This window comes from Escherichia sp. KTE31 (genome assembly GCF_000407925.1).
GTDB lineage: Bacteria > Pseudomonadota > Gammaproteobacteria > Enterobacterales > Enterobacteriaceae > Escherichia > Escherichia ruysiae.
In genome coordinates this window covers 143,551-168,893 of record NZ_KE136723.1, presented here as the reverse complement: position 1 = coordinate 168,893, position 25,343 = coordinate 143,551, and the positions used below count along the sequence as shown (strand labels likewise).

Sequence of the window (25,343 nt, the reverse complement as noted above, 5' to 3'; positions counted from 1 at the left end):
GCTTATGACGCGTCTTGCAGAGATCCTCGACCAGATGTCCGCAGTGCTTAACGAGCTTAAAATGGTGATGGATCAAGAGCAGCAACATCTCTCTATGGGGCAGATCAACGGCAGCCAGTTGCAATGGATTACAGAACAAAAAAGCTCACTGCTGGCAACGCTGGATTACCTTGAGCAGTTACGTCGGCAAACACTGGATACTGCAAACAGCGACGATATCGCGCAGCGTTGGCGGGAAATTACCGTGAAAACGCAGAAACTGCGCCAGTTAAATCAACATAACGGCTGGTTACTGGAAGGACAGATTGAGCGCAATCAACAGGCGCTGGAGATGCTGAAACCGCATCAGGAACCGACGCTGTACGGGGCTAACGGTCAAACCTCAACGTCCCATCGCGGCAGTAAAAAGATATCTATCTGAAGATTTTCTCCGGCCTTCAATGCAGGCCGGAACGCATTATTACACCGTCCGACGGGCAAACTCTTTAACTTTGAAGCCCAGCACCGCCAGCGCGGCAAAGTATGCCGCAATCCCCGCCACAACAACCGCCATCAAGCGTAGTAAGCGCCAGGGCATAGTGCCCAATGACCACTCTGGCATGATGTGTAACATACCTAACAGCACGCCAGACATCACCAATACGGCTACCAACAAACGCAGCAGAAACGCAGTCCAGCCGGGCTGCGGGGTGAAAATTTTCTGCTTACGCAACTGCCAGTACAGCAACGAAGCATTCAGACAAGCCGCCAGACCAATGGAAAGCGACAATCCGGCATGTTTCAACGGGCCGATAAACGCCAGGTTCATCAATTGCGTCAGGATCAGCGTGACGATGGCTATTTTTACCGGTGTTTTAATGTCCTGTCGGGAATAAAAGCCCGGAGCCAGCACTTTCACCACAATCAGGCCAATCAAACCCACCGAGTAAGCAATTAACGCCCGCTGGGTCATCAGCGCATCAAAGGCGGTAAATTTACCGTATTGAAACAGTGAAACGGTCAACGGCCCGGAAAGGATACCCAGCGCCACCGCGCTTGGCAGCGCCAGCAAGAAACAAAGACGCAGCCCCCAGTCCATCAAGCGGTTGTATTCATCGTGATTGCCGCTGGCAAAACTTTTCGACAGCGATGGTAGCAAAATGGTGCCAAGCGCCACGCCCAGTACGCCAGACGGGAACTCCATTAAACGGTCAGCGTAATACATCCAGGAGACTGAACCGGATGCCAAAAACGAAGCAAAAATGGTGTTGATGATCAAGGAGATCTGACTGACAGAGACGCCAAGAATCGCCGGCCCCATCTGTTTCACCACGCGCATCGCACCCGCATCGTGGAAGTTAATGCGTGGCAAAACCAACATGCCTATCTTCTTGAGGTGCGGTAGCTGATAAACCAGTTGCAGGATACCGCCCACCGTTACAGCCCACGCCAGCGCCAGCACCGGCGGATTAAAGTACGGCGCGGCAAACAGCGCAAAACCAATCATGCTGATGTTAAGTAACGTCGGGGCAAATGCCGGAATCGAAAAACGGTTCCAGGTATTGAGAATCGCCCCCACCAGCGACGCCAGGGAGATCAGCAAAATATAGGGAAAAGTAATCTGTAATAGCTGGGTAGTCAGGGCAAATTTGTCGGCAGTATCAGCAAAGCCCGGCGCGGTCACCATGATTACCCACGGCGCGGCGAGCATCCCGGCAACCGTCACAACCGCCAGCGCGAGAGTCAGCAGACCAGAAACATAAGAGACAAAGACCCGCGTGGCGTCTTCACCCTGCTTGCTTTTATATTCCGCCAGAATTGGTACAAATGCCTGGGAAAATGCCCCTTCGGCAAAGATACGGCGCAACAAGTTAGGCAGTTTAAAAGCGACAAAAAAGGCGTCGGTTGCCATCCCTGCACCAAAGATTCTGGCGACAATTGCGTCACGTGCGAAGCCAAGCACACGCGAAAACATGGTCATCGAGCTGACGGCGGCCAGCGATTTTAATAAATTCATCGGTGTTCTAATCCAGACCCACGGGCAAAACGCCTGCAAGGCAGGCGCTGAAAGAGGCGAATAGTCTACCTGGATTATGGTGAATTGCTACCGCCAGATGTTACAGGGTTTATTCACTCATCGCGTCGCGCCAGATCTTGTCAACGATGCGCTGCGCCAGCACAGCCTGTTCACCGGCGGTTTGCGGAACTGTCTGATTTTGCACGCATTCAATGAAGTGACGTGCGCAACCAACAAATCCACGCTGCTCGAGAGTACTCTGCCAGCCTGGAATCGGTTTATGCACTACCCCCTGCCCGCGCTCCTCACGCCATTCACGCATATCCGTAATGTCGATGAGCGCACCGTCAGTCACGGCCTGCACGGCTTCACGCTGACTTCCGGCACGGCGATGCATACTGGTAGTAATCTGCAAAGAACCCGCAGAAAAATGGTGCTCGGCAAACAGCATTTCGCCAGCGTCGTTAGTCAGTAACGTGCCGCCATCCAGGGAGGCTTTGCCGCCAGACAACCACAGCGCGGTATCCACCACATGCAGATAATCATCCAGCAACGTGAAATAAAGATCGTGCGGCCCGACACTATTGCTACGATGCTTATCCATTCTTAGCGAGGCCGCCGTAGCGAGTTGCGTTTTTAACTCACAGTAGAGCGGTGCGAAACGGCGGTTAAAACCGACCATCAGGGTGAGTTTTTTCCGTGCTGCCAGTTCCACCAGCCGCTCGGCATCACGCAGATTTTCCGCCAGCGGTTTATCGACACAAACATGCACCCCCGCATTTAACAGCGCACTGACAACCTCAAAGTGGCTGGCAGTGCTTGAATGCACGAAAACTGCATCGCAACTGACGGCGAGGCTGGATAACGAATCAGCGTAGGGAATGCGCCAGCTTTCACAAACTGGCAGAGCTTTCTCACGCGTTGGCGACCACGCGCCTTGTAACGTCCAGTCTGATGCTGCCGCCAGCACCGGTAACCACGCTTTTTGCGCGATGCCGCCTAATCCCACTACGCCGATACGTAATTTTTTCACTTTAATCTCCCAGATGGGCCAGCAATGAATCAAGACGCTGTTTCAGTTCTGACACTTCGATTTCCAGTGCTTCGACACGAGCCTGTAAATCGCCGTCAACCGCGTTCGACGGCTCCGTTAACACCGGCTGATCCTCAACCTCACCGCTGAAAAGATGCATATAGCGGCTTTCACGTTTACCCGGTTCGCGAGCCAGGCGAACCACAAAAGGACCGTCTTCACGATTAGTCAGTTGTTCCAGCGTGGACTCCACTTCCGCCATATCGCTAAATTCATACATCCGCGCCGCGCGGCTGCGCAATTCGCCTGGCGTCTGGGCACCGCGTAACAACAAAGTGGTTATCAACGCCACTTCTGCGGCGCTTAGTTTCAGATCGCCAAATTCTGAATTACAAAAGCGTTGCTCATATTTGGTGACCCGATTACCAAAACCGCTCACCGTGCGTAAATAATGACGTTTGACCAGATTATCCAGCTGCTCCTGCACCTCGGACTCACTCAGATTCATTACCGGTTCACGGTTCGTTTTCTGATTACAGGCCGTTACTACACCATTTACAGAAAGCGGATATTGCTCCGGCGTTGTCACCTGTTTTTCCAGCAAGCAGCCAATCACGCGGGCTTCCAGTGCAGTAAGTTGATATTTCATGAGATTCTCCTTAGCGGCCGGGCGTCCAGTCTGGGGTGGTTAATGCCGTCAGTACGTGATCGCGCCATTGTCCATCAATCAACAAATAATCTTTCGCATAGCCTTCTTTTTCAAAACCCAGTCGCGCCAGTAAATCACCGCTGCGTTTATTGTGCGGCATATAGTTGGCCATAATGCGATGAATATGTTGGGTGCGCTGCATATAACGAATGGCGGCGGTCAGGGCTTCAAACATTAGCCCTTTGCCTTGCCATTTTTGCCCGATCGAATAACCGAGATAGCAGGCATGAAAAGATCCCCGCACCACATTAGAAAAATTGGCAACGCCAATAATCTCTTTCTCATCCGGGTCGAACAACCCAAAATAGAATGCAGAACCTTGTTTATGAAATTCATTAATCATGCTTAACCTGGCCTGCCAGCCTGAAGGATAGCAGTGGCTTTCGTCGCGCACTGGCTCCCAGGGCTTGAGGAAATGGCGATTCTCTGCGTAATAGTCCGCCAGCCGCCAGGCATCACGATCATGCACTAGACGCACGACCAGTCGGTCCGTGGTTAAGCGCACTTTTGGCACGTTACTGCGATAGCCAAACATTCTATACCTACTCCTTCCCGTAACGTCTTTAATACGCTGTAAGTATTACTATACCTGCGCAACCAGAGCCTGTGAAAAGTCCCAAATACCATTTCCTGCATTATTCACATATTTGATAAAAACTCTCTATCAAAGAGAGCTTTCGATAAAAAAATATTGTCCCGGGAATTGTGGGAAAAGTATTAGCGACCATGCAGAATAGAAAGTGCTCATCTTTTATTTCCCGGGAGGGGAAATGTCGCGCGTGTCGCAGGCGAGGAACCTGGGTAAATATTTCCTGCTCATCGATAATATGCTGGTCGTGCTGGGGTTCTTTGTTGTCTTTCCGCTGATCTCCATCCGCTTCGTTGATCAAATGGGCTGGGCCGCCGTGATGGTCGGTATTGCCCTCGGTCTGCGTCAGTTCATTCAGCAGGGGTTGGGTATTTTTGGCGGCGCAATTGCCGACCGCTTTGGCGCTAAACCGATGATTGTCACCGGTATGCTGATGCGCGCCACCGGATTCGCCACCATGGGCATCGCTCAGGAGCCCTGGCTACTGTGGTTTTCCTGCCTTCTCTCAGGTCTTGGCGGCACTCTTTTCGATCCGCCGCGTTCGGCGCTGGTGGTCAAATTGATTCGCCCGCAGCAGCGTGGCCGCTTTTTCTCGTTGTTAATGATGCAGGACAGTGCCGGTGCGGTCATTGGCGCATTGTTGGGGAGCTGGCTGTTGCAATATGATTTCCGCCTGGTCTGCGCCACGGGGGCGATTCTGTTTGTGCTGTGTGCAGCGTTTAATGCCTGGTTGTTACCGGCGTGGAAACTCTCTACCGTGCGCACGCCAGTCCGCGAAGGCATGGCTCGCGTGATGCGTGATAAACGTTTTGTCACTTACGTCCTGACGCTGGCGGGCTACTACATGCTGGCCGTTCAGGTGATGCTGATGCTGCCGATTATGGTCAACGATGTTGCTGGCGCACCCTCTGCCGTTAAATGGATGTATGCCATTGAAGCATGTCTCTCCTTAACCTTGTTCTACCCTATCGCTCGCTGGAGCGAAAAGCGTTTTCGTCTGGAACATCGGTTGATGGCTGGGCTGTTAGTCATGTCGTTAAGCATGATGCCAGTTGGAATGGTCAGCAGTCTGCAACAACTCTTCACCCTGATTTGTCTGTTTTATATCGGGTCGATCATTGCCGAACCTGCGCGTGAAACCTTAAGCGCCTCGCTGGCGGATGCGCGAGCGCGCGGCAGCTATATGGGGTTTAGTCGTCTGGGTCTGGCGATTGGCGGCGCTATCGGTTATATCGGCGGCGGTTGGCTGTTTGATCTGGGTAAGTCGGCACAACAACCAGAGCTACCGTGGATGATGTTGGGCATTATTGGCATAATCACCTTTCTTGCTCTGGGTTGGCAATTTAGCCAGAAGCGCGCTGCGCGTCGGTTGCTGGAACGCGATGCCTGAAAACGCGATGCGTTCTGTTACCATTGCTCGCCCTGTCAAACTGACGCGCCTTAACAGCTTGTTATTACCAGCCGCCGCAGAATTCAGTTTTTTCTGCTGGCGAGTTTAACGCTGGTGGCACATGCTGCGTTGTGTCAGGATATTGACGCAGATTTCATGTCGAGGACTACCATGAACAAGTTTTTATTTGCCGCTGCATTGTTCGTCAGCGGCCTGCTCGTTGGCTGTAATCAACTCACCCAGTACACGATTAGCGAACAAGAAATTAACCAGTCGCTTGAGAAACATAATAATTTCTCGAAAGATATCGGTTTGCCCGGCGTAGCTGACGCCCATATTGTTCTGACAAACCTGACCAGCCAAATTGGTCGCGAAGAGCCGAATAAGATAACCTTAACCGGGGATGCAAATCTGGATATGAACTCCCTGTTCGGCAGCCAGAAAGCGACCATGAAACTAAAACTGAAAGCACTGCCGGTTTTCGATAAAGAAAAAGGCGCTATCTTCCTGAAGGAAATGGAAGTGGTCGATGCGACGGTACAACCGGAAAAAATGCAGACAGTGATGCAAACGTTGCTCCCCTATTTGAATCAGGCATTACGCAACTACTTTAACCAGCAACCGGCTTACATTCTGCGCGAAGATGGCAGCAAAGGTGAAGCAATGGCGAAAAAACTGGCGAAAGGTATTGAGGTGAAACCTGGCGAAATTGTCATTCCGTTTACTGATTAAACACGAGGGCGCATTCGCGCCCTTTATTTTTCGTGCAAAGGAAAACGTTTCCGCTTATCCTTTGTGTCCGGCAAAAACATCCCTTCAGCCGGAGCATAGAGATTAATGACTGCACCATCCCAGGTATTAAAGATCCGCCGCCCAGACGACTGGCACCTTCACCTCCGCGATGGCGACATGTTAAAAACTGTCGTGCCGTATACCAGCCAAACCTATGGTCGGGCCATCGTTATGCCCAATCTGGCACCGCCCGTGACGACCGTTGAGGCTGCCGTGGCTTATCGTCAACGTATTCTTGACGCCGTCCCTGCCGGGCACGACTTCACCCCGCTGATGACCTGCTACTTAACTGATTCACTGGATGCAGACGAACTGGAGCGAGGGTTTAACGAAGGCGTGTTCACCGCTGCAAAACTTTACCCGGCAAACGCGACCACCAACTCCAGCCACGGCGTGACGTCGGTTGACGCTATCATGCCCGTACTGGAGCGAATGGAAAAAATGGGTATGCCACTGCTGGTACACGGAGAAGTGACACACGCCGACATCGACATTTTTGACCGTGAAGCCCGCTTTATTGAAACTGTTATGGAACCGCTACGCCAACGCCTGGCTGGGCTGAAAGTGGTTTTTGAGCACATCACGACTAAAGATGCCGCTGAATATGTTCGTGATGGTAATAAACTACTGGCTGCTACCATTACCCCTCAACATTTGATGTTTAACCGTAACCACATGCTGGTTGGTGGTGTACGTCCGCACCTGTACTGCCTGCCCATTCTCAAACGTAATGTGCATCAACAGGCGCTGCGTGAACTGGTCGCCAGTGGCTTTAGTCGCGTTTTCCTTGGGACTGACTCCGCGCCACATGCGCGTCATCGCAAAGAGAGTAGTTGCGGTTGTGCCGGCTGTTTTAATGCACCAACGGCGCTGGGCAGTTACGCCACTGTCTTTGAAGAAATGAATGCGTTACAGCACTTTGAAGCGTTCTGTTCTTTAAACGGCCCGCAGTTCTATGATTTACCGGTCAACGAATCGTTTATTGAACTGGTACGCGAAGAGCAGAAAGTGGCTGAAAGCATCACTCTGACTGACGACACGTTGGTGCCATTCCTGGCCGGAGAAACGGTACGCTGGACAGTTAAACAATAAAAAACGTAGTTCCCTGTTGTCATTAGGTTATTTTACCTGTATAAATAACCAGTATGTAAAACAGGGGGCTATTATGAGAATTGAAGTCACCATAGCAAAAACTTCTCCATTACCTGCCGGAGCCATTGACGCCCTGGCCGGTGAACTTTCCCGCCGTATTCAATATGCGTTTCCTGATAACGAAGGTCATGTTTCTGTTCGTTATGCCGCAGCCAATAATTTATCGGTTATTGGCGCAACAAAAGAAGATAAACAGCGCATTAGCGAAATTCTGCAAGAAACATGGGAAAGCGCAGATGACTGGTTCGTTAGCGAATAATATGCAGTAATGTTTGTTTTTGCCGGGTCGCCCCGGCTTTTTTATTTTCAGCACAAAATTTCTACACTTCCTCAAAATAATTGCACGATATGCTAAAAAAATATGAATGACATGCTGTTTTATTGTTCATATAAATCTTAAAAACAAAAAAATATCTCTTTCCCCCTTTAAAAATTCTGTGGATACCCTTACTTATTGGTATACTGAAGTTGCTTCAGATAAAAATGCATTGAACCTCGAATAACGTTGTCTAGTAACACGAATTAGGGGGCCATGATGGAAAAAAACAATGAAGTCATTCAGACTCATCCGCTCGTAGGGTGGGACATCAGCACCGTTGATAGCTATGATGCTCTGATGTTGCGTTTGCACTACCAGACCCCAAATAAGTCCGAGCAGGAAGGGACTGAAGTTGGTCAGACACTCTGGTTAACTACTGATGTTGCCAGACAATTTATTTCGATATTAGAAGCAGGAATAGCCAAAATTGAATCTGGTGATTTCCATGTAAATGAGTATCGTCGTCATTAACTTGACATGACCATCCACCCAAAAGGCACCAGATTGGTGCCTTTACTATTTCTGGGTTGTATATCTGCATTCACTTAATTACTCTGCTTAAACCATGAGAGCAGAGAGAAAAAAATGAAATACGATCTCATCATTATTGGCAGCGGTTCCGTAGGTGCTGCAGCCGGGTATTATGCCACTCGGGCCGGTTTGAAAGTGCTGATGACCGACGCCCATATGCCGCCGCACCAACACGGCAGCCACCACGGTGATACACGATTAATTCGCCATGCTTATGGTGAAGGCGAAAAGTATGTTCCGTTGGTGCTTCGCGCGCAAACCCTGTGGGATGAACTCACCCGTTACAACGAAGAAGACCCCGTTTTTGTACGCTCTGGCGTCATCAACCTCGGCCCTGCCGACTCCGAATTCCTCGCCAATGTCGCCCACAGCGCGGAACAATGGCAACTCAACGTCGAAAAACTGGATGCGCAGGCCATTATGGCTCGCTGGCCTGAAATACGCGTTCCTGACAATTACATCGGCTTGTTTGAGGCTGATTCTGGCTTTCTGCGCAGCGAACTGGCGATTAAAACCTGGATCAAACTGGCGAATGAAGCTGGCTGTGCTCAACTGTTTAATTGCCCGGTTACCGCTATTCACCATGATGACAACGGCGTAACCATTACAACAGCTGACGGCGAGTATCAGGCGAAAAAAGCGATCGTCTGCGCGGGAACCTGGGTAAAAGACCTGCTGCCAGAACTCCCTGTCCAGCCAGTACGCAAAGTGTTCGCCTGGTATCAGGCCGATGGTCGTTATAGTATGAAAAATAAATTTCCGGCCTTTACCGGAGAACTGCCCAATGGCGATCAATATTACGGCTTTCCCGCCGAAAATGACGCCCTAAAAATTGGCAAACACAATGGTGGACAGGTGATTCATTCAGCAGATGAACGCGTTCCGTTTGCTGAAATCGCCAGTGACGGTTCTGAAGCCTTTCCCTTCTTACGTAGCATACTGCCGGGCATTGGTTGCTGCCTGTACGGCGCTTCCTGTACCTACGATAATTCACCTGATGAAGATTTTATTATCGACACCCTGCCCGGTCACGATAATACGCTGCTGATTACCGGTCTGAGTGGACACGGATTTAAATTTGCATCGGTATTAGGGGAAATAGCCGCCGATTTTGCGCAAGGCATAAATAGCGATTTTGATTTGACGCCATTCAGACTTGCCCGCTTCAAATAATCATCATCACGGCCTCAAAAATGAGGCCGTTTTTACAGGAGTTTTTAATGCGTCGGCTGGTGAACTATCTCATTAATAATATCCGCGAGCATCTCATGCTATATCTTTTTCTCTGGGGATTATTGGCAATTATGGATCTGATCTACGTGTTTTATTTTTAACCGCACCCCACTGACATAAATTGACAAAACCTTAATCTCTCTTTCATTTGGCGTGAAAAATTGAATAACTTTATTTCTGTCCTGGTAGCATTCCCCTGACATACCTCATCCTGAAACCACTAAACTTATGAAGATTCTTTCATTATTAAATCAAAATTATTGAAATAAAAATAAATATCATTCAAATTGTTATTTTTCAGTTGCAATTCATTCTCCAACGCGCCATTTTCATTCTTTCGCAAATAAGTTTCGGATGCATTTATGCCCCTTACAAATACCCCCAAACGCTATGGTGTTATATCGATGGCCTTTCATTGGCTGAGTGCAATCATTATCTACGGCATGTTTGCTTTAGGACTATGGATGGTAACGCTCAGTTATTACGATGGCTGGTATCACAAAGCACCAGAGCTGCATAAAAGCGTCGGTATTCTGTTAATGATGGGGCTGGTTATACGCATTCTGTGGCGCGTTATATCCCCACCGCCTGGTCCATTGCAAAGTTATTCGCCCATGACGCGTCTCGGCGCACAAATTGGACATCTCACGCTGTACTTTTTGCTCTTCGCCATTGGCATCAGCGGCTATCTCATCTCGACCGCCGATGGCAAACCGATCAGCGTTTTTGGCTGGTTTGACATCCCCGCGACCCTTGCCGATGCTGGCGCACAGGCTGACCTTGCCGGTGCCCTGCATTTTTGGCTCGCGTGGAGCGTCGTCGTACTGTCCGTTATGCACGGATTTATGGCCCTGAAGCATCATTTCATCGATAAAGACGACACCCTGAAGCGTATGCTGGGAAAATCGTCATCTGACTATGGAGTATAAAATGAAAAAAAGCCTGCTTGCTTTAACCTTTGCTTCCCTGATGTTCTCTGCCGGTTCAGCTGTCGCCGCCGATTACAAAATTGACAAAGAAGGTCAGCACGCCTTTGTCAATTTCCGCATCCAGCACCTTGGCTATAGCTGGTTATATGGCACCTTTAAAGATTTCGACGGTACTTTTACCTTTGATGAAAAGAACCCAGCTGCTGATAAAGTGAATGTGACAATTAACACCACCAGCGTCGATACCAATCACGCCGAACGTGATAAGCATCTTCGCAGCGCAGATTTCCTCAATACCGCAAAATATCCGCAGGCGACGTTCACTTCTACCAGCGTGAAGAAAGACGGTGATGAACTGGATATTACGGGTGATCTGACACTAAATGGCGTAACCAAACCAGTAACGCTGGAAGCAAAATTGATTGGTCAGGGTGACGATCCGTGGGGCGGTAAACGTGCGGGCTTCGAGGCAGAAGGCAAAATTAAGCTGAAAGACTTCAACATTAAGACTGATTTAGGTCCAGCTTCGCAGGAGGTTGATCTGATTATTTCGGTGGAAGGTGTACAGCAGAAGTAATGCATAGATGTTGCCGGATGACGCACATCCGGCACGAATGTTTATTCTGTTGGATCAGGAATGACCAGCGTCGTGTTCAGGCGTCCACGCGATTTATTAAAGATCTTATTGCCATTTTCTCGCCCGGCACGACGGCGGCGCTGTTCTTCAGGCGGTAATGCACTTTCTTCACAGCAAATCTCACTACAACAGCCCTTGAATTTCTCGGCACACGCCGGACACTGGATAAACAACAGATGACAGCCATCATTTCTACAATTGGTATGGCTGTCACAAGGTGTGCCACACTGATGACAATGCGCAATAATTTCGTCAGAGATCCGCTCGCCCATCCGCTCGTCAAAAACAAAATTTTTACCAACAAAGCGGACAGGCAAACCTTGTTCACGCGCCTTACGAGCGTATTCAATAATCCCGCCTTCAATATGCCAGACTTTATTGAATCCGTTATGTTTCATCCAGGCACTGGCCTTTTCGCAACGAATACCACCGGTGCAGTACATCACGATCTTTTTATCTTTATGCGCCTGCATCATCTCAACCGCTTTTGGCAGTTGTTCGCGAAAGGTATCTGCCGGAATTTCCAGCGCGTTTTCAAAATGCCCCACTTCATATTCATAGTGGTTGCGCATGTCGATAAATAGCGCATCGGGATCATCAAGCATGGCGTTCACTTCCGCTGCTTGCAGGTATTCCCCCACGTTACTGGCATCAAATTGAGGATCGTCAATACCATCGGCAACAATTCGGTCGCGAACCTTCATGCGCAGCACCCAGAAGGATTTCCCGTCATCATCCAGCGCAATATTCAGACGTAAACCGTTTAAAGCAGGATCAAAAGCATAAAGCTGTGCGCGAAATGTCTCTACGTTGCTCGCCGGTACGCTGATTTGTGCGTTGATCCCTTCATGCGCCAGATAGACCCGTCCAAAGACATTCAACGCGGTAAATAGCTGATATAAAGCATCACGGGTCGTTTTGGGATCGGTAATGTGGAAATATTTATAGAACGAAATGGTGGTGCGTGGTTCGCTCTCGGCCAGCATTTTGGCTTTCAGCGCGTCATTAGAAATGCGGTTGTGTAACACTGGCATGGTGTACGGTTCCTGCGGGGTGGGAAAGTAAAAATCCGCAGCATGATATAGCAATTATCGACAATTAACATCCATACATTTTACGCTACATTTGCGCATTAAAAATTATTAATGATTTACATACGCGGTAATTTCGCCCAGTCTTCGGTCACAAATTTTGGTTGCGGACGAAAAAATGCGACAATACATACAATTGCCCGTATAGGTTGAAAGACAGGATTGATATGACGAATCTACCCAAGTTCTCCACCGCACTGCTTCATCCGCGTTATTGGTTAACCTGGTTGGGTATTGGCGTACTTTGGTTAGTCGTTCAGTTACCCTACCCGATTATCTACCGCCTTGGCATTGCGGCAGGACGACTGGCGTTACATGTTATGAAACGTCGCGCCAAAATTGTATATCGCAACCTGGAACTGTGCTTTCCGGAGATGAGCGAACAAGAACGCCATGAAATGATGGTGAAGAATTTCGAATCCGTTGGTATGGGGTTGATGGAAACCGGCATGGCGTGGTTCTGGTCGGATCGTCGAATTGCCCGCTGGACGGAAGTGATTGGCATGGAACATATCCGTGACGTGCAGGCGCAAAAGCGCGGCATTCTGTTGGTCGGCATCCATTTTCTGACGCTGGAGCTGGGCGCAAGGCAATTTGGTATGCAGGAACCGGGTATCGGCGTCTATCGCCCAAACGATAATCCGTTGCTCGACTGGCTGCAAACCTGGGGGCGCCTGCGTTCGAATAAATCGATGCTTGATCGCAAAGATTTAAAAGGCATGATCCGGGCACTAAAGAAAGGCGAAGTGGTCTGGTATGCGCCGGATCACGATTACGGTCCGCGCTCGAGCGTTTTCGTGCCGCTGTTTGCTGTTGAGCAGGCGGCGACCACCAGTGGCACCTGGATGCTGGCGAGAATGTCTGGTGCGTGCCTGGTGCCGTTCGTTCCGCGTCGTAAGCCAGACGGCAAAGGCTATCAGTTGATCATGCTGCCGCCAGAGTGTTCACCGCCTCTGGATAACGCCGAAGTCACCGCAGCGTGGATGAATAAAGTGGTCGAGAAATGCATCATGATGGCACCGGAACAGTACATGTGGCTGCATCGTCGCTTTAAAACGCGCCCGGAAGGCGTACCTTCACGCTATTAAATCTCCCTTGCCGGATGTTTCGAACTGCATCCGGCATTACCGCTGCCCCCCCCTGATTTAGCGATAAAAGCTCTGTACATTGCGTCACCTATAAGTCAGGCGCATAATTAGTGTGCTTACTTTTTCTCCTTTTATTCACCGCGCCTGGCGCACCAACAGCGGATTGCTATGTCACTCTGTGAAAATGACACCCCCATAAACTGGAAACGAAACCTGATCGTTGCCTGGCTAGGTTGTTTTCTTACCGGTGCCGCCTTCAGTCTGGTGATGCCATTCTTACCCCTCTACGTTGAGCAACTTGGCGTCACTGGCCACAGCGCGCTGAATATGTGGTCGGGAATTGTCTTCAGTATTACCTTTTTATTCTCCGCCATCGCCTCCCCTTTCTGGGGCGGGCTTGCCGACCGCAAAGGCAGAAAAATCATGTTATTGCGCTCTGCTCTCGGCATGGGCATCGTGATGGTGCTGATGGGGCTGGCGCAAAATATCTGGCAGTTTCTGATCCTGCGGGCGCTGCTTGGTTTGCTTGGCGGGTTTGTCCCCAACGCCAATGCTCTTATCGCCACACAAGTACCGCGTAATAAAAGCGGCTGGGCACTGGGCACGCTCTCCACCGGCGGCGTTAGCGGCGCGTTGCTCGGCCCGATGGCTGGTGGCTTACTCGCTGATAACTACGGCTTACGTCCGGTATTCTTTATTACCGCCAGTGTGCTCATACTCTGCTTTTTCGTCACCCTGTTTTGTATCAGAGAAAAATTCCAGCCCGTCAGCAAAAAAGAGATGCTGCACATGCGGGAAGTCGTAACATCGCTTAAAAATCCGAAACTGGTACTTAGCCTGTTTGTCACAACATTAATTATCCAGATTGCTACTGGATCTATCGCGCCAATCCTGACGCTGTATGTCCGCGAACTGGCAGGAAATGTCAGTAATATCGCCTTTATTAGCGGCATGATCGCCTCCGTGCCCGGCGTGGCTGCACTGCTAAGTGCTCCACGACTCGGTAAACTTGGCGATCGTATCGGGCCAGAAAAGATCCTGATAACTGCGCTGATCTTTTCTGTGCTGCTGTTGATCCCAATGTCTTATGTCCAGACACCACTGCAACTGGGGATTTTACGCTTTTTGCTCGGCGCCGCAGACGGCGCTCTGCTCCCCGCCGTACAAACGTTGCTGGTTTATAATTCGACCAACCAAATCGCCGGGCGCATTTTCAGCTACAACCAGTCGTTTCGCGATATTGGCAACGTTACGGGGCCGTTGATGGGCGCAGCTATTTCAGCACACTACGGCTTTCGTGCTGTATTTCTGGTTACCGCCGGAGTCGTTTTGTTTAACGCGGTCTATTCGTGGAACAGCCTGCGCCGTCGCCGACTCCCCCAGGTATCGAACTGATTTTTCGCCTTTCATACTTGCAAAAGCGGAGAATCAGCTATTCTTTCCCTGAACACCTCAGCAAATCAAAGGGAGAGTCGTGATGACTATGTACGCAACGCTTGAAGAAGCCATTGATGCCGCACGCGAAGAATTTCTTGCTGACAACCCCGGCATCGACGCCGAAGAAGCAAATGTGCAACAGTTCAATGTCCAGAAATATATTCTGCAAGATGGCGACATTATGTGGCAGGTTGAGTTTCTCGCCGATGAAGGCGAAGAAGGTGAATGCCTGCCAATGTTCAGTGGAGAAGCCGCACAAAGCATCTTTGATGGCGACTATGATGAGATTGAAATCCGCCAGGAATGGCAGGAAGAAAATACTCTGCATGAATGGGACGAAGGTGAATTCCAGCTTGAGCCACCGCTGGATACCGAAGAAGGACGCGCAGCAGCCGATGAGTGGGATGAACGTTAATTACTCATATGCTCCGTGATGAATGTCGATCGGTAACAGTAAGGTATCAAAGACTAAAGAGAATGGGAGATCAAGGATCGTGACATAGCGCCATGCGGAGTCACGTACATCCCATTGCACGCCGGGATAATATTGATTGCCATGCCCCTGTCCCGGTATGGTGCGGCTAATGATGCTGCCACAACCACTCAGCAAAGCAACCATGATGCCTACTACAATTAAGCGCATTTGAACCCTCTTCTGTAAAAAAATACCGGCATTACGCCGGTATTTTTATTGCTGACAAAGTGCTTGTTGTTTTGCCGGATGCGGCGTGAACGCCCCTATCCGGCCTACGAAGCCTTGCAAATTCAATATATTGCAGGCATCTACGCTTTTATTGCGAAGCCGTATCCGGTTTACGCAATGCCAGTGGATTCAACTTTATCCCTTCGTAGTAACTCACCCATGAAGAATATCTCTCCGGTGAATTCCAGACGCGGAAATGCAAACGAGCCATCGTCACCGGATCGCTTAGCAGTACCAGACGACGATCGCGATTCAGTTTCTCTGGCGTCTCGTTCAGCGCCTGTTCAACGTGGCGGTCACGGGCGATTTCCAGCACCTTACTGGCGCGGTGACGCGCGGTGGCCATTGCCGTTGCCAGAGCGTTAAACGACGGATTAAACACTGCATGCATAAAGCCATCGTCGAGAGAACGTTGACGGTTCATCTCAAGGAAACGATCGGTATCGATCAGTACCTGAGGCGGTGAATACTCTTCCGGGATCAGGAACAGTTTCCAGCGTTTCGTGCGCAGCCCAACGGTTGTACGGCTGGAGATCACCGAAACAAACGGTGACAGAATCAGCGAGAAGACAATCGGTGCCAGCCAGAACAGGAAACGCAGATCCAGCCACGCCATACCGACCGCCCACACTAACCCCAGCAGCAGCTGTGAGCCGTGGCGTTTAAACGCTTCGCCCCAGGAGGTAGAGTCGTCATCACGTTGCGGGGAATTCCACACCACTTCCCAGCCGAGGAAGGCGCTAACCACAAATACCGTATGAAACAGCATACGCACCGGCGCCAGCAGCACAGAGAACAGCACTTCTAACAGCAGCGATAACGTAACTCGCCAGAAGCCGCCATACTCTTTCGTTCCTTTGCACCAGATAAGCAAAATACTCAACAACTTCGGCAGGAACAGCAGCACCATCGTCGAGGCAAACAGCGCAATCGCCAGTTCAGGACGCCACTGTGGCCAGACCGGGAATAACTGCCGTGGTTGCAGGAAGTATTGCGGTTCGGTCAGTGCGTGTACAACCTGCAATGCGGTAGAGAGCGCGAGGAACATAAACCACAGCGGTGCGGAAAGATAAGACATCACGCCCGTCAGGAAGACCGCGCGGTGAACCGGGTGCATCCCTTTAACCAGGAACAAACGGAAGTTCATCAGGTTACCATGGCACCAGCGGCGGTCACGTTTTAACTCGTCAAGCAGGTTAGGCGGCAGCTCTTCATAAGAGCCAGGGAGATCGTAAGCAATCCATACCCCCCAGCCTGCACGGCGCATCAGTGCGGCTTCCACGAAGTCGTGCGAAAGAATTGAACCCGCAAATGATCCTTCGCCAGGCAGCGGCGCCAGCGCACAGTGCTCGATAAACGGTTTCACGCGGATAATCGCGTTATGCCCCCAGTAGTGTGACTCGCCGAGCTGCCAGAAATGCAAACCAGCAGTGAACAATGGCCCATAGACACGGGTCGCAAACTGTTGGCAGCGTGCATACAGCGTATCCATACCAGACGCTTTCGGCGACGACTGGATAATCCCGGCGTTCGGGTTGGCTTCCATCAGGCGCACCAGACCGCACAAACAATCACCGGTCATCACCGAGTCCGCATCCAACACCACCATGTAGCTGTACTGGCTACCCCAGCGACGGCAGAAATCGTCAATGTTACCGCTTTTACGCTTCACGCGACGGCGACGGCGGCGATAGAAAATCTGGCCCTCACCCTGCACTTCGGCGATCAGCTCCATCCAGGCTTTTTGTTCTGCCACGCAGATGTCCGGGTTGTAGCTGTCACTCAGGATATAAACATCAAAATGTTTGGCATTACCGGTCGCTTTCACTGATTCCCACGTTGCACGCAGACCTGCAAAAACGCGATTCACGTCTTCGTTACAGATAGGCATGATCAATGCTGTGCGATGCTCCGGATTTAACGGTTCATCGCCAACGGTTGAAGCGGAAATACTGTATTTATCGCGACCAATAAGCAGTTGCAGGAAGCCCATCAACGCCGTCCAGAAACCGGCAGACACCCAGCAGAAAAGAACAGCGAAGAGGATCAGAATACCGGTTTGCAGCATGTAAGGCAGAAGCTGCATAAAGGAAACCCACAGATCCTGATCGACCATATCAACTGGATTAATCAGCGCCCACCCCTGATAAGGCAGGATGGTCTTCATATACCAGGTAGCGACGACGGTTTGCGCCAGAGTGAGGAGAAGCAGGATGTAACGACGGATGGTGCCGACGGTACGCCACTTTTGCTCGCTCTCCTGCTCTTCTTTGGTCAACCGCGCCAGATAGCGCGGCGTTACATCGCGCCCACGCAGACGATCCCAGAAACGCCCAACCGGGTTAGTACGCCACGGATCGGGGAACATAGAAGAACGTTTTGCTTTCGGCATTGCCTTAAGCTGATCGCGCCCTTCGTCGTCTTGAATTAACTGTCCATCAGCGAGTGAATCTGGCCAGGCTTGTTCCAGACGTGCTTTTACCGACCCTTGCGGGGAGTCATCCTCTCGCGCATAGGTTCGGTGTTCAGCATCCAGCGCCTGATGAACGGCGCGGATATCAGTCTTCGGCAATGCCGCTTTCTCGCTTGCGGAGATGGGCATTGCGTCAATGTACTCGGTTGTCTTATTCATTGGCAGGTAACTGGTAGCTCCAGGTTTCACTCAACGTTTGATCGGCATTCACCAGGGCAGCACGCATTTCAGTGGTTTTCTTGGCATCTTTCACTTTCACGCGCATTACCAGACGCCAGCCTTTGGTGACCGGGTTATAACGCACCGTGCTTTCAACAATCTCACCATTATCGCCAATGCTGGTTTGTGCTGTGACCGGGGTATCCTCTGGCAGTTTTTTCATCTCTGCGCCGGTAAAATCGACCACAAAGGCGATAGTGCCGTCAGGCTGGCGAATCAGGTTCGACTGTTTCACATCCCCCGTTGAACGACGCGTCTGCTGCACCCAGGCGTTATCAGGCGCGTGAAGTTTGTCTTCATCACGGCTGAAAGTAATGGTGTATTTAAAGTTCATCTCTTTACCTGGTTCCGGTAACTGATCCGGCGTCCAGTAAGCGACGATGTTATCGTTGGTTTCATCGTTGGTTGGAATTTCCACCAGCTCAACGCTGCCTTTTCCCCACTCCCCTTTCGGTGTCACCCACGCGCTTGGACGGAGATCGTAACGATCGTCGAGATCTTCAAAGCGGGAGAAATCGCGGCCACGCTGCAACAGGCCGAAGCCTTGCGGGTTTTCCATCGAGAAGCTGCTGATCGCCAGATGTTTCGGGTTGTTTAGCGGACGCCAGATCCACTCACCGTTACCAGCATGGATAGACAGACCGTTGGAGTCGTGCAATTCCGGACGATAATTATTCGCCGGAGATGGCTGGTTCGGCCCGAACAGGAACATACTGGTTAACGGCGCAACACCCAGTTTGCCGACTTTATCGCGCAGGTAGATTTTCGATTGCACATCAACAACCGTGTCACGTCCCGGCATAACAACAAACTTATAAGCGCCTGTCGCACGCGGCGAATCAAGCAACGCATAAATCGTTAAACGCTTGTCGGTCGGTTTTGGACGCTCGATCCAGAACTCCTTAAAGCGTGGGAATTCTTCACCTGATGGCAACGCGGTATCAATTGCCAGGCCTCGGGCAGAAAGACCGTAAACCTGACCTGCGCCAATCACGCGAAAATAGCTGGCCCCGAGCATACTGACGATTTCATCATTTTTATCTTTGCTGTTGATCGGGTAAAGCACTTTAAAACCGGCGAAACCGAGGTCTTTTACCGTGTCTTTGTCATGCTGAACATCGCCGAAAGTGAAATAATCCGGGCTGTATTTGATTCTTTTTACTGCCGTTGCAGTGACTTCATTTATTTTGACCGGTGTGTCGAAGTACATACCCTGATGGTAGAACTCGAGCTTGAATGGGGTCTTCAGATTGTTCCAGTATGCTTTGTCATGATTAAACTGGATCTGTTGATAGTCCGCGTATTTCATGTCGCGGAAAACGGAGGGCAAGTTACTTTTAGGCGCCTCATAGCCTTTCCCGGCTAAGGATTGAGCTTGCTTTGCGACATCGTCAATGCTGAAGGCCCAGCTTGATGATGTATACAGGGTTAACATTACTGCAGCACTCAACCAACGCATTTTCATCATTTGTAGTTTATGTTTCATAATAAGTAAGCACTTCCCCCTTTGTGTGCTTATATCGATCCGATCTATTTTAATGGATAACCAGCCATTCCGACAACAGAATCCCGGTATTATTCAGCGTGCCGGCTCATGGATTAAGCACCTGATTGCAACCGTTTTCACTTTCCGTGCTTCTCCTAAAGACAGAAGGAGCGAGTTCGTGTAGGGTTTGCCAGCAAATTTATTTATCAACCGTCTTACAGGCGCTTCCATTTTGGTTAGTGATTGCGGCTATGCCGCGCAAAAACACATTTGAAGCCGGCACCACATGCGGCAGGTCAGTGTCGTTATGGCAAAAGCCTAAAGGCATTACCCGGCAGGGATAAGACGAAAAATCCGAGATTAGTTAACCATATATGAATCCAGTACCCGCGCAGCGTGAATATTTCCTCGACTCCATCCGCGCATGGTTGATGTTGTTAGGGATCCCTTTTCATATTTCTTTAATCTATTCAAGCCACACCTGGCATGTGAACAGCGCAGAACCGTCATGGTGGCTGACGCTTTTTAACGATTTCATCCACGCCTTCCGTATGCAGGTATTTTTCGTTATTTCCGGATATTTTTCCTACATGCTGTTTTTACGCTACCCATTGAAAAAATGGTGGAAAGTGCGCGTTGAACGTGTAGGGATCCCGATGTTAACGGCTATTCCCCTGCTCACCTTGCCGCAATTCATTATGCTGCAATATGTCAAAGGCAAAGCGGAAAGCTGGTCTGGGCTATCATTGTATGACAAATATAATACGCTGGCCTGGGAATTAATTTCGCACCTGTGGTTTTTACTGGTGTTGGTCGTTATGACGACACTTTGCGTATGGATATTTAAACGAATAAGAAATAATTTAGAAAATTCAGATAAAACGAATAAAAATTTCTCGATGGTTAAGCTATCGATACTATTTTTCTGTCTGGGAATTGGCTATGCAGCAATAAGAAGAACGTTATTTATCGTTTATCCACCCATATTAAGCGATGGCATGTTCAATTTTATTTTCATGCAGACGCTGTTTTATATGCCGTTCTTTATTCTCGGTGCGCTGGCTTTCATTTTCCCTAATCTTAAGGCCTTGTTTACCACACCGTCTCGTGGATGCACTCTCGCAGCAGCACTGGCATTTGTTGCTTATTTGCTCAATCAACGCTACGGCAGCGGCGATGCCTGGATGTATGAAACCGAGTCAGTGATCACGATGGTGCTCGGCCTGTGGATGGTGAATGTGGTCTTCTCCTTCGGCCACCGTTTGCTTAATTTTCAGTCGGCGCGGGTAACCTATTTTGTAAACGCATCGCTATTTATTTATCTGGTTCATCACCCATTAACGCTCTTTTTCGGTGCTTACATCACTCCGCACATCACATCAAATCTGCTGGGTTTCCTCTGCGGTCTGATATTTGTGGTAGGGATTGCGATAATTCTGTACGAAATTCATTTACGCATTCCGTTGTTGAAGTTTTTGTTCTCCGGCAAACCGATCGTAAAACGCGAGAATGACAAAGCGCCAGCTCGCTAAACCATACTTACAATAACCATTCAACGGGCAATATTGACGCTAGTCTGACCATAACCCGCTTCCAGAAACTGGTGGCGGGTTCTTTTTTGAGGATAATTTCCTCCTTCCCATGGCGATCGACCCAGTTGATTCGTCCCCACCGATCCAGACGGAGCTGCCAGGCCGCATCATACTGGCTCTGAATAAAGCGTTTATCGATTAATTGTGCCAGCGCTTCGCTCTCTATCACGAAGCCCATTTCAGTATTGAGCAATGTTGAACGCGGATCGAAATTGAATGAGCCAATAAACACTATTTTGCCATCGACACTGAATGTCTTGGCATGAAGGCTTGCGCCGGAATTACCGGTTATACCGCGATCGTGCAACGTGCCGCTCTGTTCCCGCGTCGGCTTCAGTTCATACAATTCCACGCCATAGCGGAGTAACTTTTTGCGCCAGCGGGCATACCCGGCATGAACGACAGCGACATCGTTAGCGGCAAGTGAATTGGTTAAGATGGCTATCCTGACTCCTTTTCTCACCATTCGTAAAAGCTGCGCCACTCCCGCGCGCGTTGGCACAAAATAGGAAGAGATAATATCAATACGTTCGCTGGGTGAGCCCATGATATCGAACAGGCGCTGCGGTAACAGTGAATGCCGTTTTGCTTTGCCCTCCCCTTTTGCCGGATCATCACTTAATAAACGCGTTCTTGCCCAGATAAGCGGCAACGTTCCATCAACCAGTTGATTTATAAATGGACTTAACTCCATTTGGCGCAAATAGCGATGTGTCTCGGTGTCGTTGTACCAGGACGCAGGTAGCTCAATACGGTCAGCCATTTCGCCATCGGGAACATCCAGCACCTGCTGCAATGGTGACACTGATTTGCAATACCAGTAGCGGGCAAAATCATCGGCAACGTCCTCAACAACCGGCCCTATTGCCAGAACATCTAAATCTGAAAAAAGTGGCTCTTCTCCCGCACCGAAATAGGCATCGCCAACGTTGCGCCCGCCCACCAGCGTCACCACACCATCAATGGTAAAACTTTTATTGTGCATACGACGATTGAGGCGGGAAAAATCGGTGATATAACCAAGCGGACGTAACAGGCGGAAAGAGAAAGGATTAAAAAGTCGAACTTCAATACGCGGGTGACTATCGAGCAAGCGTAAAATATCATCAAGACCGGGAGTATTATTGTCATCCAGCAACAAACGGACGCGAACGCCACGCTTCGCTGCGGCTAACAGAGCCGAAAATAGCAATCGCCCCGACATATCGTCCTGCCAGATGTAATACTGAACATCCAGAGTATGCTCCGCCATTTCTGCCAGACGATATCGTGCAGCGAACGCATCCAGACTTTTATCCAGGGGGAAAATGCCGCACTGCCCAGGATGTTGCGAGCACAGCGGCAGCACCGCGCTCGCCAGCCGGGGCAAATCATTCATCTCCTTGTTGGGTAAGGAGTCTTTCGTAGAGGTGGGCATTTTCTGCATCATAACAGACAAAGTATACCTGCTCAGGTAAAGCGTGACGGGTAATAAATTCTGAAACGGTTTTTACTGCGATTTCAGCCGCTGCAGCACGCGGGTAGCCATAAACGCCGGTACTGATGGCAGGAAAAGCCACTGTCGCATAGCCGTTTGCCGCTACCAGTCGTAGACTATTGAGATAGGCATCCTGCAATAACTGGTCTTCGTTTTGGTCGCCACCGCGCCACACAGGCCCAACGGTATGCACAACAGCTTTGGCGGGGAGATCGCCTGCAAGAGTAATCACTGCATGTCCCGTGGGGCAATCGCCCTGTTGCTGGCGAACTTTCAAACAGGCATCCAGCAACGCTGGGCCGGCTGCGCGATGAATAACGCCATCAACGCCGCCGCCCCCCATTAGTGACGGATTAGCCGCATTAACAATAACATCAACGGCTAGTTTAGTAATATCACCCTGCACAACATGAATACGCGATTTCATAACGCCTCCTTACACCTCTTGTTTCTTAAGTGTACAGCAGTGTTTTTAGGTAAATCGCATTTTTCTTGTCAGTAGCGTGAGTAGTTCAGAAACTTAGTTATATTCGATGTTCATCACAGCCAGCTTTTTCTGCTCATCAAGATACTGCACTTTTACTGAGGCAATTTGCGCATTTTTAACTTTGCCACTCATTAGCTCTTTGCTGGAATACGTTTTGCTCTGTACTGGACCATTTTGCATACAAGTCATTTCAACTGGCGTTTGCATCACGTCACACGCGGGTTCCACGATTTGACCATAAAAATGAATCACGCCACCTTGCGCATTGCTTTCCGCTGTTGCAAAGAAAGGAAAAACCAGGCTGCCGAGCATCAGGGAGTTTAACAACGGTCTGAACATCTATTCTGTTTCCTCAATGATTAATCATCCTTGAGGGGGTTATCCATGCTTTCAGGTTGGTCGATTCGCATCAGACCGTTCTCTTCCGGCTCGTTTTATGCTCAACTATCAATACATTAAGACTTTCCTGAAGAGGGCGGCCATTGTTGTGATAAATGAAGTGACTGTCCATCAGAAACCGTAACAACTATTTTCACCCGATCGTCCGGGGAAATATTTAAACTCAACTTCGTCAAGGCAATGGGTTGATTAGCGGGTAATGAAAGGGTCTTTTCTTGCTTCGTCTGACTTTGTCCCGAACTGCCTTCGCGTAGTGACAATATCTGAACCCGGCACAAGCATGATTGCGTCAGAGTAACTTCAGGAATAATGGTGTACATGTCACCTTGCTGAGTTGTATTAAAGGTTATCTGGCTGGAAAGCGCCGCGAGAAGTAATAACGCGTTCATACTATTCTCCCGAAAAAAAACAGGGCTTACGCCCTGTTTCTGTCATACAAATTCTGTATTAGTACTGATGAGCGGTCGCGTTGTTACCAAAGCCAACCTGAGTTACGTTGACGCTGGAGTTAGATGCAGTCTGGTCAACTGCTGCACCGTTGCCACCACCGAACTGTTTAACAGTCATTTCAGAGTTTTTACCGTTCCACTGATCAAGAGTGGCGCTGTTACCGAAGCCACGCTGGGTCAGTTCAATTGAGCTGTCATCAGAACCTTGTCCAACGTCTGCACCGTTACCGCCGCCGTGCTGGGTAATAGTCAGATCAGAGTTGCGGGCATCAGCCTGCAATGCAACAGCAGAGTTACCGCCACCGTACTGGTAAATATTCAGCTCTGAATTCGGGCCGCTGTTATTGCCACCACCACCGTGGTTACCGCCGCCACCGCCGTACTGAGGAATAGAACCTGCCAGAGCGCTACCGGAGAATACGATTGCTGCAATTGCTGCTACTTTTAAAAGTTTCATGTAAAACCCCCATCGGATTGATTTAAAAGTCGAATGGAAATTAACGTTGTGTCACGCGAATAGCCATTTGCGACTGTCTCTGCACTACAATTGCCGTTTTTTGAGTACCATGCTGCGTAATATTTGCTTTATTACCAGAACCTTTCTGGATAATCATTGCAGTATTACCATATGCGCCTTGCGAAATACTGGCATCGTTGGCATTGCCCGCCTGATCAATATATGCAAGGTTATAATCTCCTGTCTGGTCAATCTTTGCCCGGTTGCTATTACCTTCTTGCGAAACAACCGACAAAAGTTTTGAGCCTCCCTGCCGTAACTGTGCACTATTATTAGTACCAGCTTGACCAACTATGGCTGCCTGATTAAATGAAGACTTACTCAATTCATTTACCGCTAAGTTATATTCTGAATTAGCTAAATCATAACCTGCTGCGGCTGCAATCCCAGGCGCACCCAGTATTGTTAACATCACAAATAACAATTTGTTTTTCATGTTGTCACCCTGGACCTGGTCGTACATTTAAGAAATTAAATCATTTCAACTTGGTTGTTAACGCAAACCGTTTTTTGTTAACGCTGCGTTACGATGGAAAGTATGTCTGCGGAAATATTTTTAATAACTCACCCGCGCGTTGTATTTTGCTTTTTTTGTTCATACCAAAGTATTAAAAC

At 49.6% G+C, this 25,343-nt stretch carries 28 protein-coding genes; 14 read left to right on the top strand and 14 right to left on the bottom strand.

What is annotated here, in order from left to right:
- Nucleotides 1-4 precede the first annotated feature (4 nt).
- Nucleotides 5-421, top strand: coding sequence for a flagella biosynthesis chaperone FlgN (gene flgN, locus WES_RS12620; protein WP_000197370.1), 417 nt, complete (start codon nucleotides 5-7; stop codon nucleotides 419-421).
- Nucleotides 422-460: 39 nt separating this feature from the next.
- Here flgN and murJ read toward each other — a convergent pair whose 3' ends face one another.
- From murJ to rimJ, 4 genes are all read right to left on the bottom strand, one after another.
- Nucleotides 461-1,996 carry a murein biosynthesis integral membrane protein MurJ gene (murJ, locus tag WES_RS12625; protein WP_001050689.1) on the bottom strand — a complete coding sequence of 512 codons (1,536 nt, stop codon included), beginning with the start codon at nucleotides 1,994-1,996 and terminating at the stop codon, nucleotides 461-463.
- Nucleotides 1,997-2,105: 109 nt separating this feature from the next.
- The gene (locus WES_RS12630) at nucleotides 2,106-3,029 is read right to left on the bottom strand and encodes a Gfo/Idh/MocA family protein (protein ID WP_000736173.1); all 924 of its coding nucleotides are present in this window, start codon (nucleotides 3,027-3,029) and stop codon (nucleotides 2,106-2,108) included.
- Between the two features lies 1 nt (nucleotide 3,030).
- Nucleotides 3,031-3,678, bottom strand: coding sequence for a YceH family protein (locus WES_RS12635; RefSeq protein ID WP_000877127.1), 648 nt, complete (start codon nucleotides 3,676-3,678; stop codon nucleotides 3,031-3,033).
- A gap of 10 nt (nucleotides 3,679-3,688) precedes the next feature.
- On the bottom strand, nucleotides 3,689-4,273 hold the full coding sequence (gene rimJ, locus WES_RS12640) for a ribosomal protein S5-alanine N-acetyltransferase (protein ID WP_000468197.1): 585 nt from the start codon (nucleotides 4,271-4,273) through the stop codon (nucleotides 3,689-3,691).
- A gap of 235 nt (nucleotides 4,274-4,508) precedes the next feature.
- On the opposite strand from rimJ, the gene mdtH reads away from it, so the two are divergent.
- The 9 genes from mdtH (at nucleotide 4,509) to WES_RS12685 (ending at nucleotide 11,250) form a co-directional block, all read left to right on the top strand.
- Entirely contained in the window at nucleotides 4,509-5,717 is a 1,209-nt protein-coding gene (gene mdtH, locus WES_RS12645) for a multidrug efflux MFS transporter MdtH (protein WP_016158049.1), read from the top strand.
- A gap of 171 nt (nucleotides 5,718-5,888) precedes the next feature.
- On the top strand, nucleotides 5,889-6,449 hold the full coding sequence (locus tag WES_RS12650) for a lipoprotein (RefSeq protein WP_016158048.1): 561 nt from the start codon (nucleotides 5,889-5,891) through the stop codon (nucleotides 6,447-6,449).
- Nucleotides 6,450-6,554: 105 nt separating this feature from the next.
- The gene (gene pyrC, locus WES_RS12655) at nucleotides 6,555-7,601 is read left to right on the top strand and encodes a dihydroorotase (protein WP_016158047.1); all 1,047 of its coding nucleotides are present in this window, start codon (nucleotides 6,555-6,557) and stop codon (nucleotides 7,599-7,601) included.
- Between the two features lie 73 nt (nucleotides 7,602-7,674).
- The gene (gene dinI, locus WES_RS12660) at nucleotides 7,675-7,920 is read left to right on the top strand and encodes a DNA damage-inducible protein I (protein ID WP_001217754.1); all 246 of its coding nucleotides are present in this window, start codon (nucleotides 7,675-7,677) and stop codon (nucleotides 7,918-7,920) included.
- A 276-nt stretch (nucleotides 7,921-8,196) separates the two neighbouring features.
- Nucleotides 8,197-8,451, top strand: coding sequence for a biofilm formation regulator BssS (bssS, locus tag WES_RS12665; RefSeq protein WP_000414435.1), 255 nt, complete (start codon nucleotides 8,197-8,199; stop codon nucleotides 8,449-8,451).
- Nucleotides 8,452-8,565: 114 nt separating this feature from the next.
- Nucleotides 8,566-9,684, top strand: coding sequence for an N-methyl-L-tryptophan oxidase (gene solA / locus WES_RS12670; RefSeq protein WP_000872757.1), 1,119 nt, complete (start codon nucleotides 8,566-8,568; stop codon nucleotides 9,682-9,684).
- 47 nt (nucleotides 9,685-9,731) lie between these two features.
- Nucleotides 9,732-9,845: a YceO family protein gene (locus WES_RS12675; RefSeq protein ID WP_001253739.1), complete on the top strand. Its 114-nt coding sequence runs from the start codon at nucleotides 9,732-9,734 to the stop codon at nucleotides 9,843-9,845.
- Nucleotides 9,846-10,106: 261 nt separating this feature from the next.
- Nucleotides 10,107-10,673: a cytochrome b gene (locus WES_RS12680; RefSeq protein WP_001131605.1), complete on the top strand. Its 567-nt coding sequence runs from the start codon at nucleotides 10,107-10,109 to the stop codon at nucleotides 10,671-10,673.
- Nucleotide 10,674: 1 nt separating this feature from the next.
- The gene (locus WES_RS12685; protein WP_000749186.1) at nucleotides 10,675-11,250 is read left to right on the top strand and encodes a YceI family protein; all 576 of its coding nucleotides are present in this window, start codon (nucleotides 10,675-10,677) and stop codon (nucleotides 11,248-11,250) included.
- Nucleotides 11,251-11,291: 41 nt separating this feature from the next.
- Here the strand turns inward: WES_RS12685 and WES_RS12690 are convergent, their stop codons facing one another.
- A complete protein-coding gene (locus tag WES_RS12690) occupies nucleotides 11,292-12,344 on the bottom strand; it encodes an oxygen-dependent tRNA uridine(34) hydroxylase TrhO (RefSeq protein ID WP_010351773.1) in 1,053 nt (350 codons plus the stop codon).
- 224 nt (nucleotides 12,345-12,568) lie between these two features.
- On the opposite strand from WES_RS12690, the gene lpxL reads away from it, so the two are divergent.
- The 3 genes from lpxL (at nucleotide 12,569) to WES_RS12705 (ending at nucleotide 15,341) form a co-directional block, all read left to right on the top strand.
- Nucleotides 12,569-13,489: a kdo(2)-lipid IV(A) lauroyltransferase gene (gene lpxL, locus WES_RS12695; RefSeq protein ID WP_010351771.1), complete on the top strand. Its 921-nt coding sequence runs from the start codon at nucleotides 12,569-12,571 to the stop codon at nucleotides 13,487-13,489.
- A 168-nt stretch (nucleotides 13,490-13,657) separates the two neighbouring features.
- On the top strand, nucleotides 13,658-14,884 hold the full coding sequence (gene mdtG / locus WES_RS12700; RefSeq protein ID WP_000050574.1) for a multidrug efflux MFS transporter MdtG: 1,227 nt from the start codon (nucleotides 13,658-13,660) through the stop codon (nucleotides 14,882-14,884).
- An 82-nt stretch (nucleotides 14,885-14,966) separates the two neighbouring features.
- The gene (locus WES_RS12705) at nucleotides 14,967-15,341 is read left to right on the top strand and encodes a MysB family protein (RefSeq protein ID WP_000180062.1); all 375 of its coding nucleotides are present in this window, start codon (nucleotides 14,967-14,969) and stop codon (nucleotides 15,339-15,341) included.
- On the opposite strand, the gene WES_RS12710 is transcribed toward WES_RS12705, so the two are convergent.
- From WES_RS12710 to mdoG, 3 genes are all read right to left on the bottom strand, one after another.
- Complete coding sequence (locus tag WES_RS12710) at nucleotides 15,342-15,569, bottom strand: YceK/YidQ family lipoprotein (protein WP_001237191.1); 228 nt, start codon at nucleotides 15,567-15,569, stop codon at nucleotides 15,342-15,344. It abuts the gene before it with no gap.
- 148 nt (nucleotides 15,570-15,717) lie between these two features.
- Entirely contained in the window at nucleotides 15,718-18,261 is a 2,544-nt protein-coding gene (gene mdoH / locus WES_RS12715; RefSeq protein ID WP_010351277.1) for a glucans biosynthesis glucosyltransferase MdoH, read from the bottom strand.
- The gene (mdoG, locus tag WES_RS12720) at nucleotides 18,254-19,789 is read right to left on the bottom strand and encodes a glucans biosynthesis protein MdoG (RefSeq protein ID WP_072132895.1); all 1,536 of its coding nucleotides are present in this window, start codon (nucleotides 19,787-19,789) and stop codon (nucleotides 18,254-18,256) included. Before mdoG ends, mdoH begins: the two co-directional genes overlap by 8 nt.
- Nucleotides 19,790-20,181: 392 nt before the next feature.
- Between mdoG and mdoC the strand changes: the two genes are divergently transcribed.
- Nucleotides 20,182-21,339, top strand: coding sequence for a glucans biosynthesis protein MdoC (gene mdoC, locus WES_RS12725; RefSeq protein ID WP_016158045.1), 1,158 nt, complete (start codon nucleotides 20,182-20,184; stop codon nucleotides 21,337-21,339).
- 7 nt (nucleotides 21,340-21,346) lie between these two features.
- Here the strand turns inward: mdoC and clsC are convergent, their stop codons facing one another.
- The 6 genes from clsC to csgB form a co-directional block, all read right to left on the bottom strand.
- A complete protein-coding gene (gene clsC, locus WES_RS12730) occupies nucleotides 21,347-22,828 on the bottom strand; it encodes a cardiolipin synthase ClsC (RefSeq protein WP_016158044.1) in 1,482 nt (493 codons plus the stop codon).
- The gene (gene ymdB, locus WES_RS12735; RefSeq protein WP_016158043.1) at nucleotides 22,770-23,303 is read right to left on the bottom strand and encodes an O-acetyl-ADP-ribose deacetylase; all 534 of its coding nucleotides are present in this window, start codon (nucleotides 23,301-23,303) and stop codon (nucleotides 22,770-22,772) included. Before ymdB ends, clsC begins: the two co-directional genes overlap by 59 nt.
- 93 nt (nucleotides 23,304-23,396) lie before the next feature.
- A complete protein-coding gene (locus tag WES_RS12740; protein WP_000489601.1) occupies nucleotides 23,397-23,702 on the bottom strand; it encodes a hypothetical protein in 306 nt (101 codons plus the stop codon).
- 116 nt (nucleotides 23,703-23,818) lie between these two features.
- On the bottom strand, nucleotides 23,819-24,151 hold the full coding sequence (csgC, locus tag WES_RS12745; protein WP_000992819.1) for a curli assembly chaperone CsgC: 333 nt from the start codon (nucleotides 24,149-24,151) through the stop codon (nucleotides 23,819-23,821).
- 58 nt (nucleotides 24,152-24,209) lie between these two features.
- Nucleotides 24,210-24,668 (bottom strand): curli major subunit CsgA, encoded by a 459-nt coding sequence (csgA, locus tag WES_RS12750; protein ID WP_000771421.1) that lies wholly within the window; start codon nucleotides 24,666-24,668, stop codon nucleotides 24,210-24,212.
- A gap of 40 nt (nucleotides 24,669-24,708) precedes the next feature.
- Nucleotides 24,709-25,164: a curli minor subunit CsgB gene (gene csgB / locus WES_RS12755; protein WP_010345644.1), complete on the bottom strand. Its 456-nt coding sequence runs from the start codon at nucleotides 25,162-25,164 to the stop codon at nucleotides 24,709-24,711.
- Between the last annotated feature and the right edge of the window lie 179 nt (nucleotides 25,165-25,343).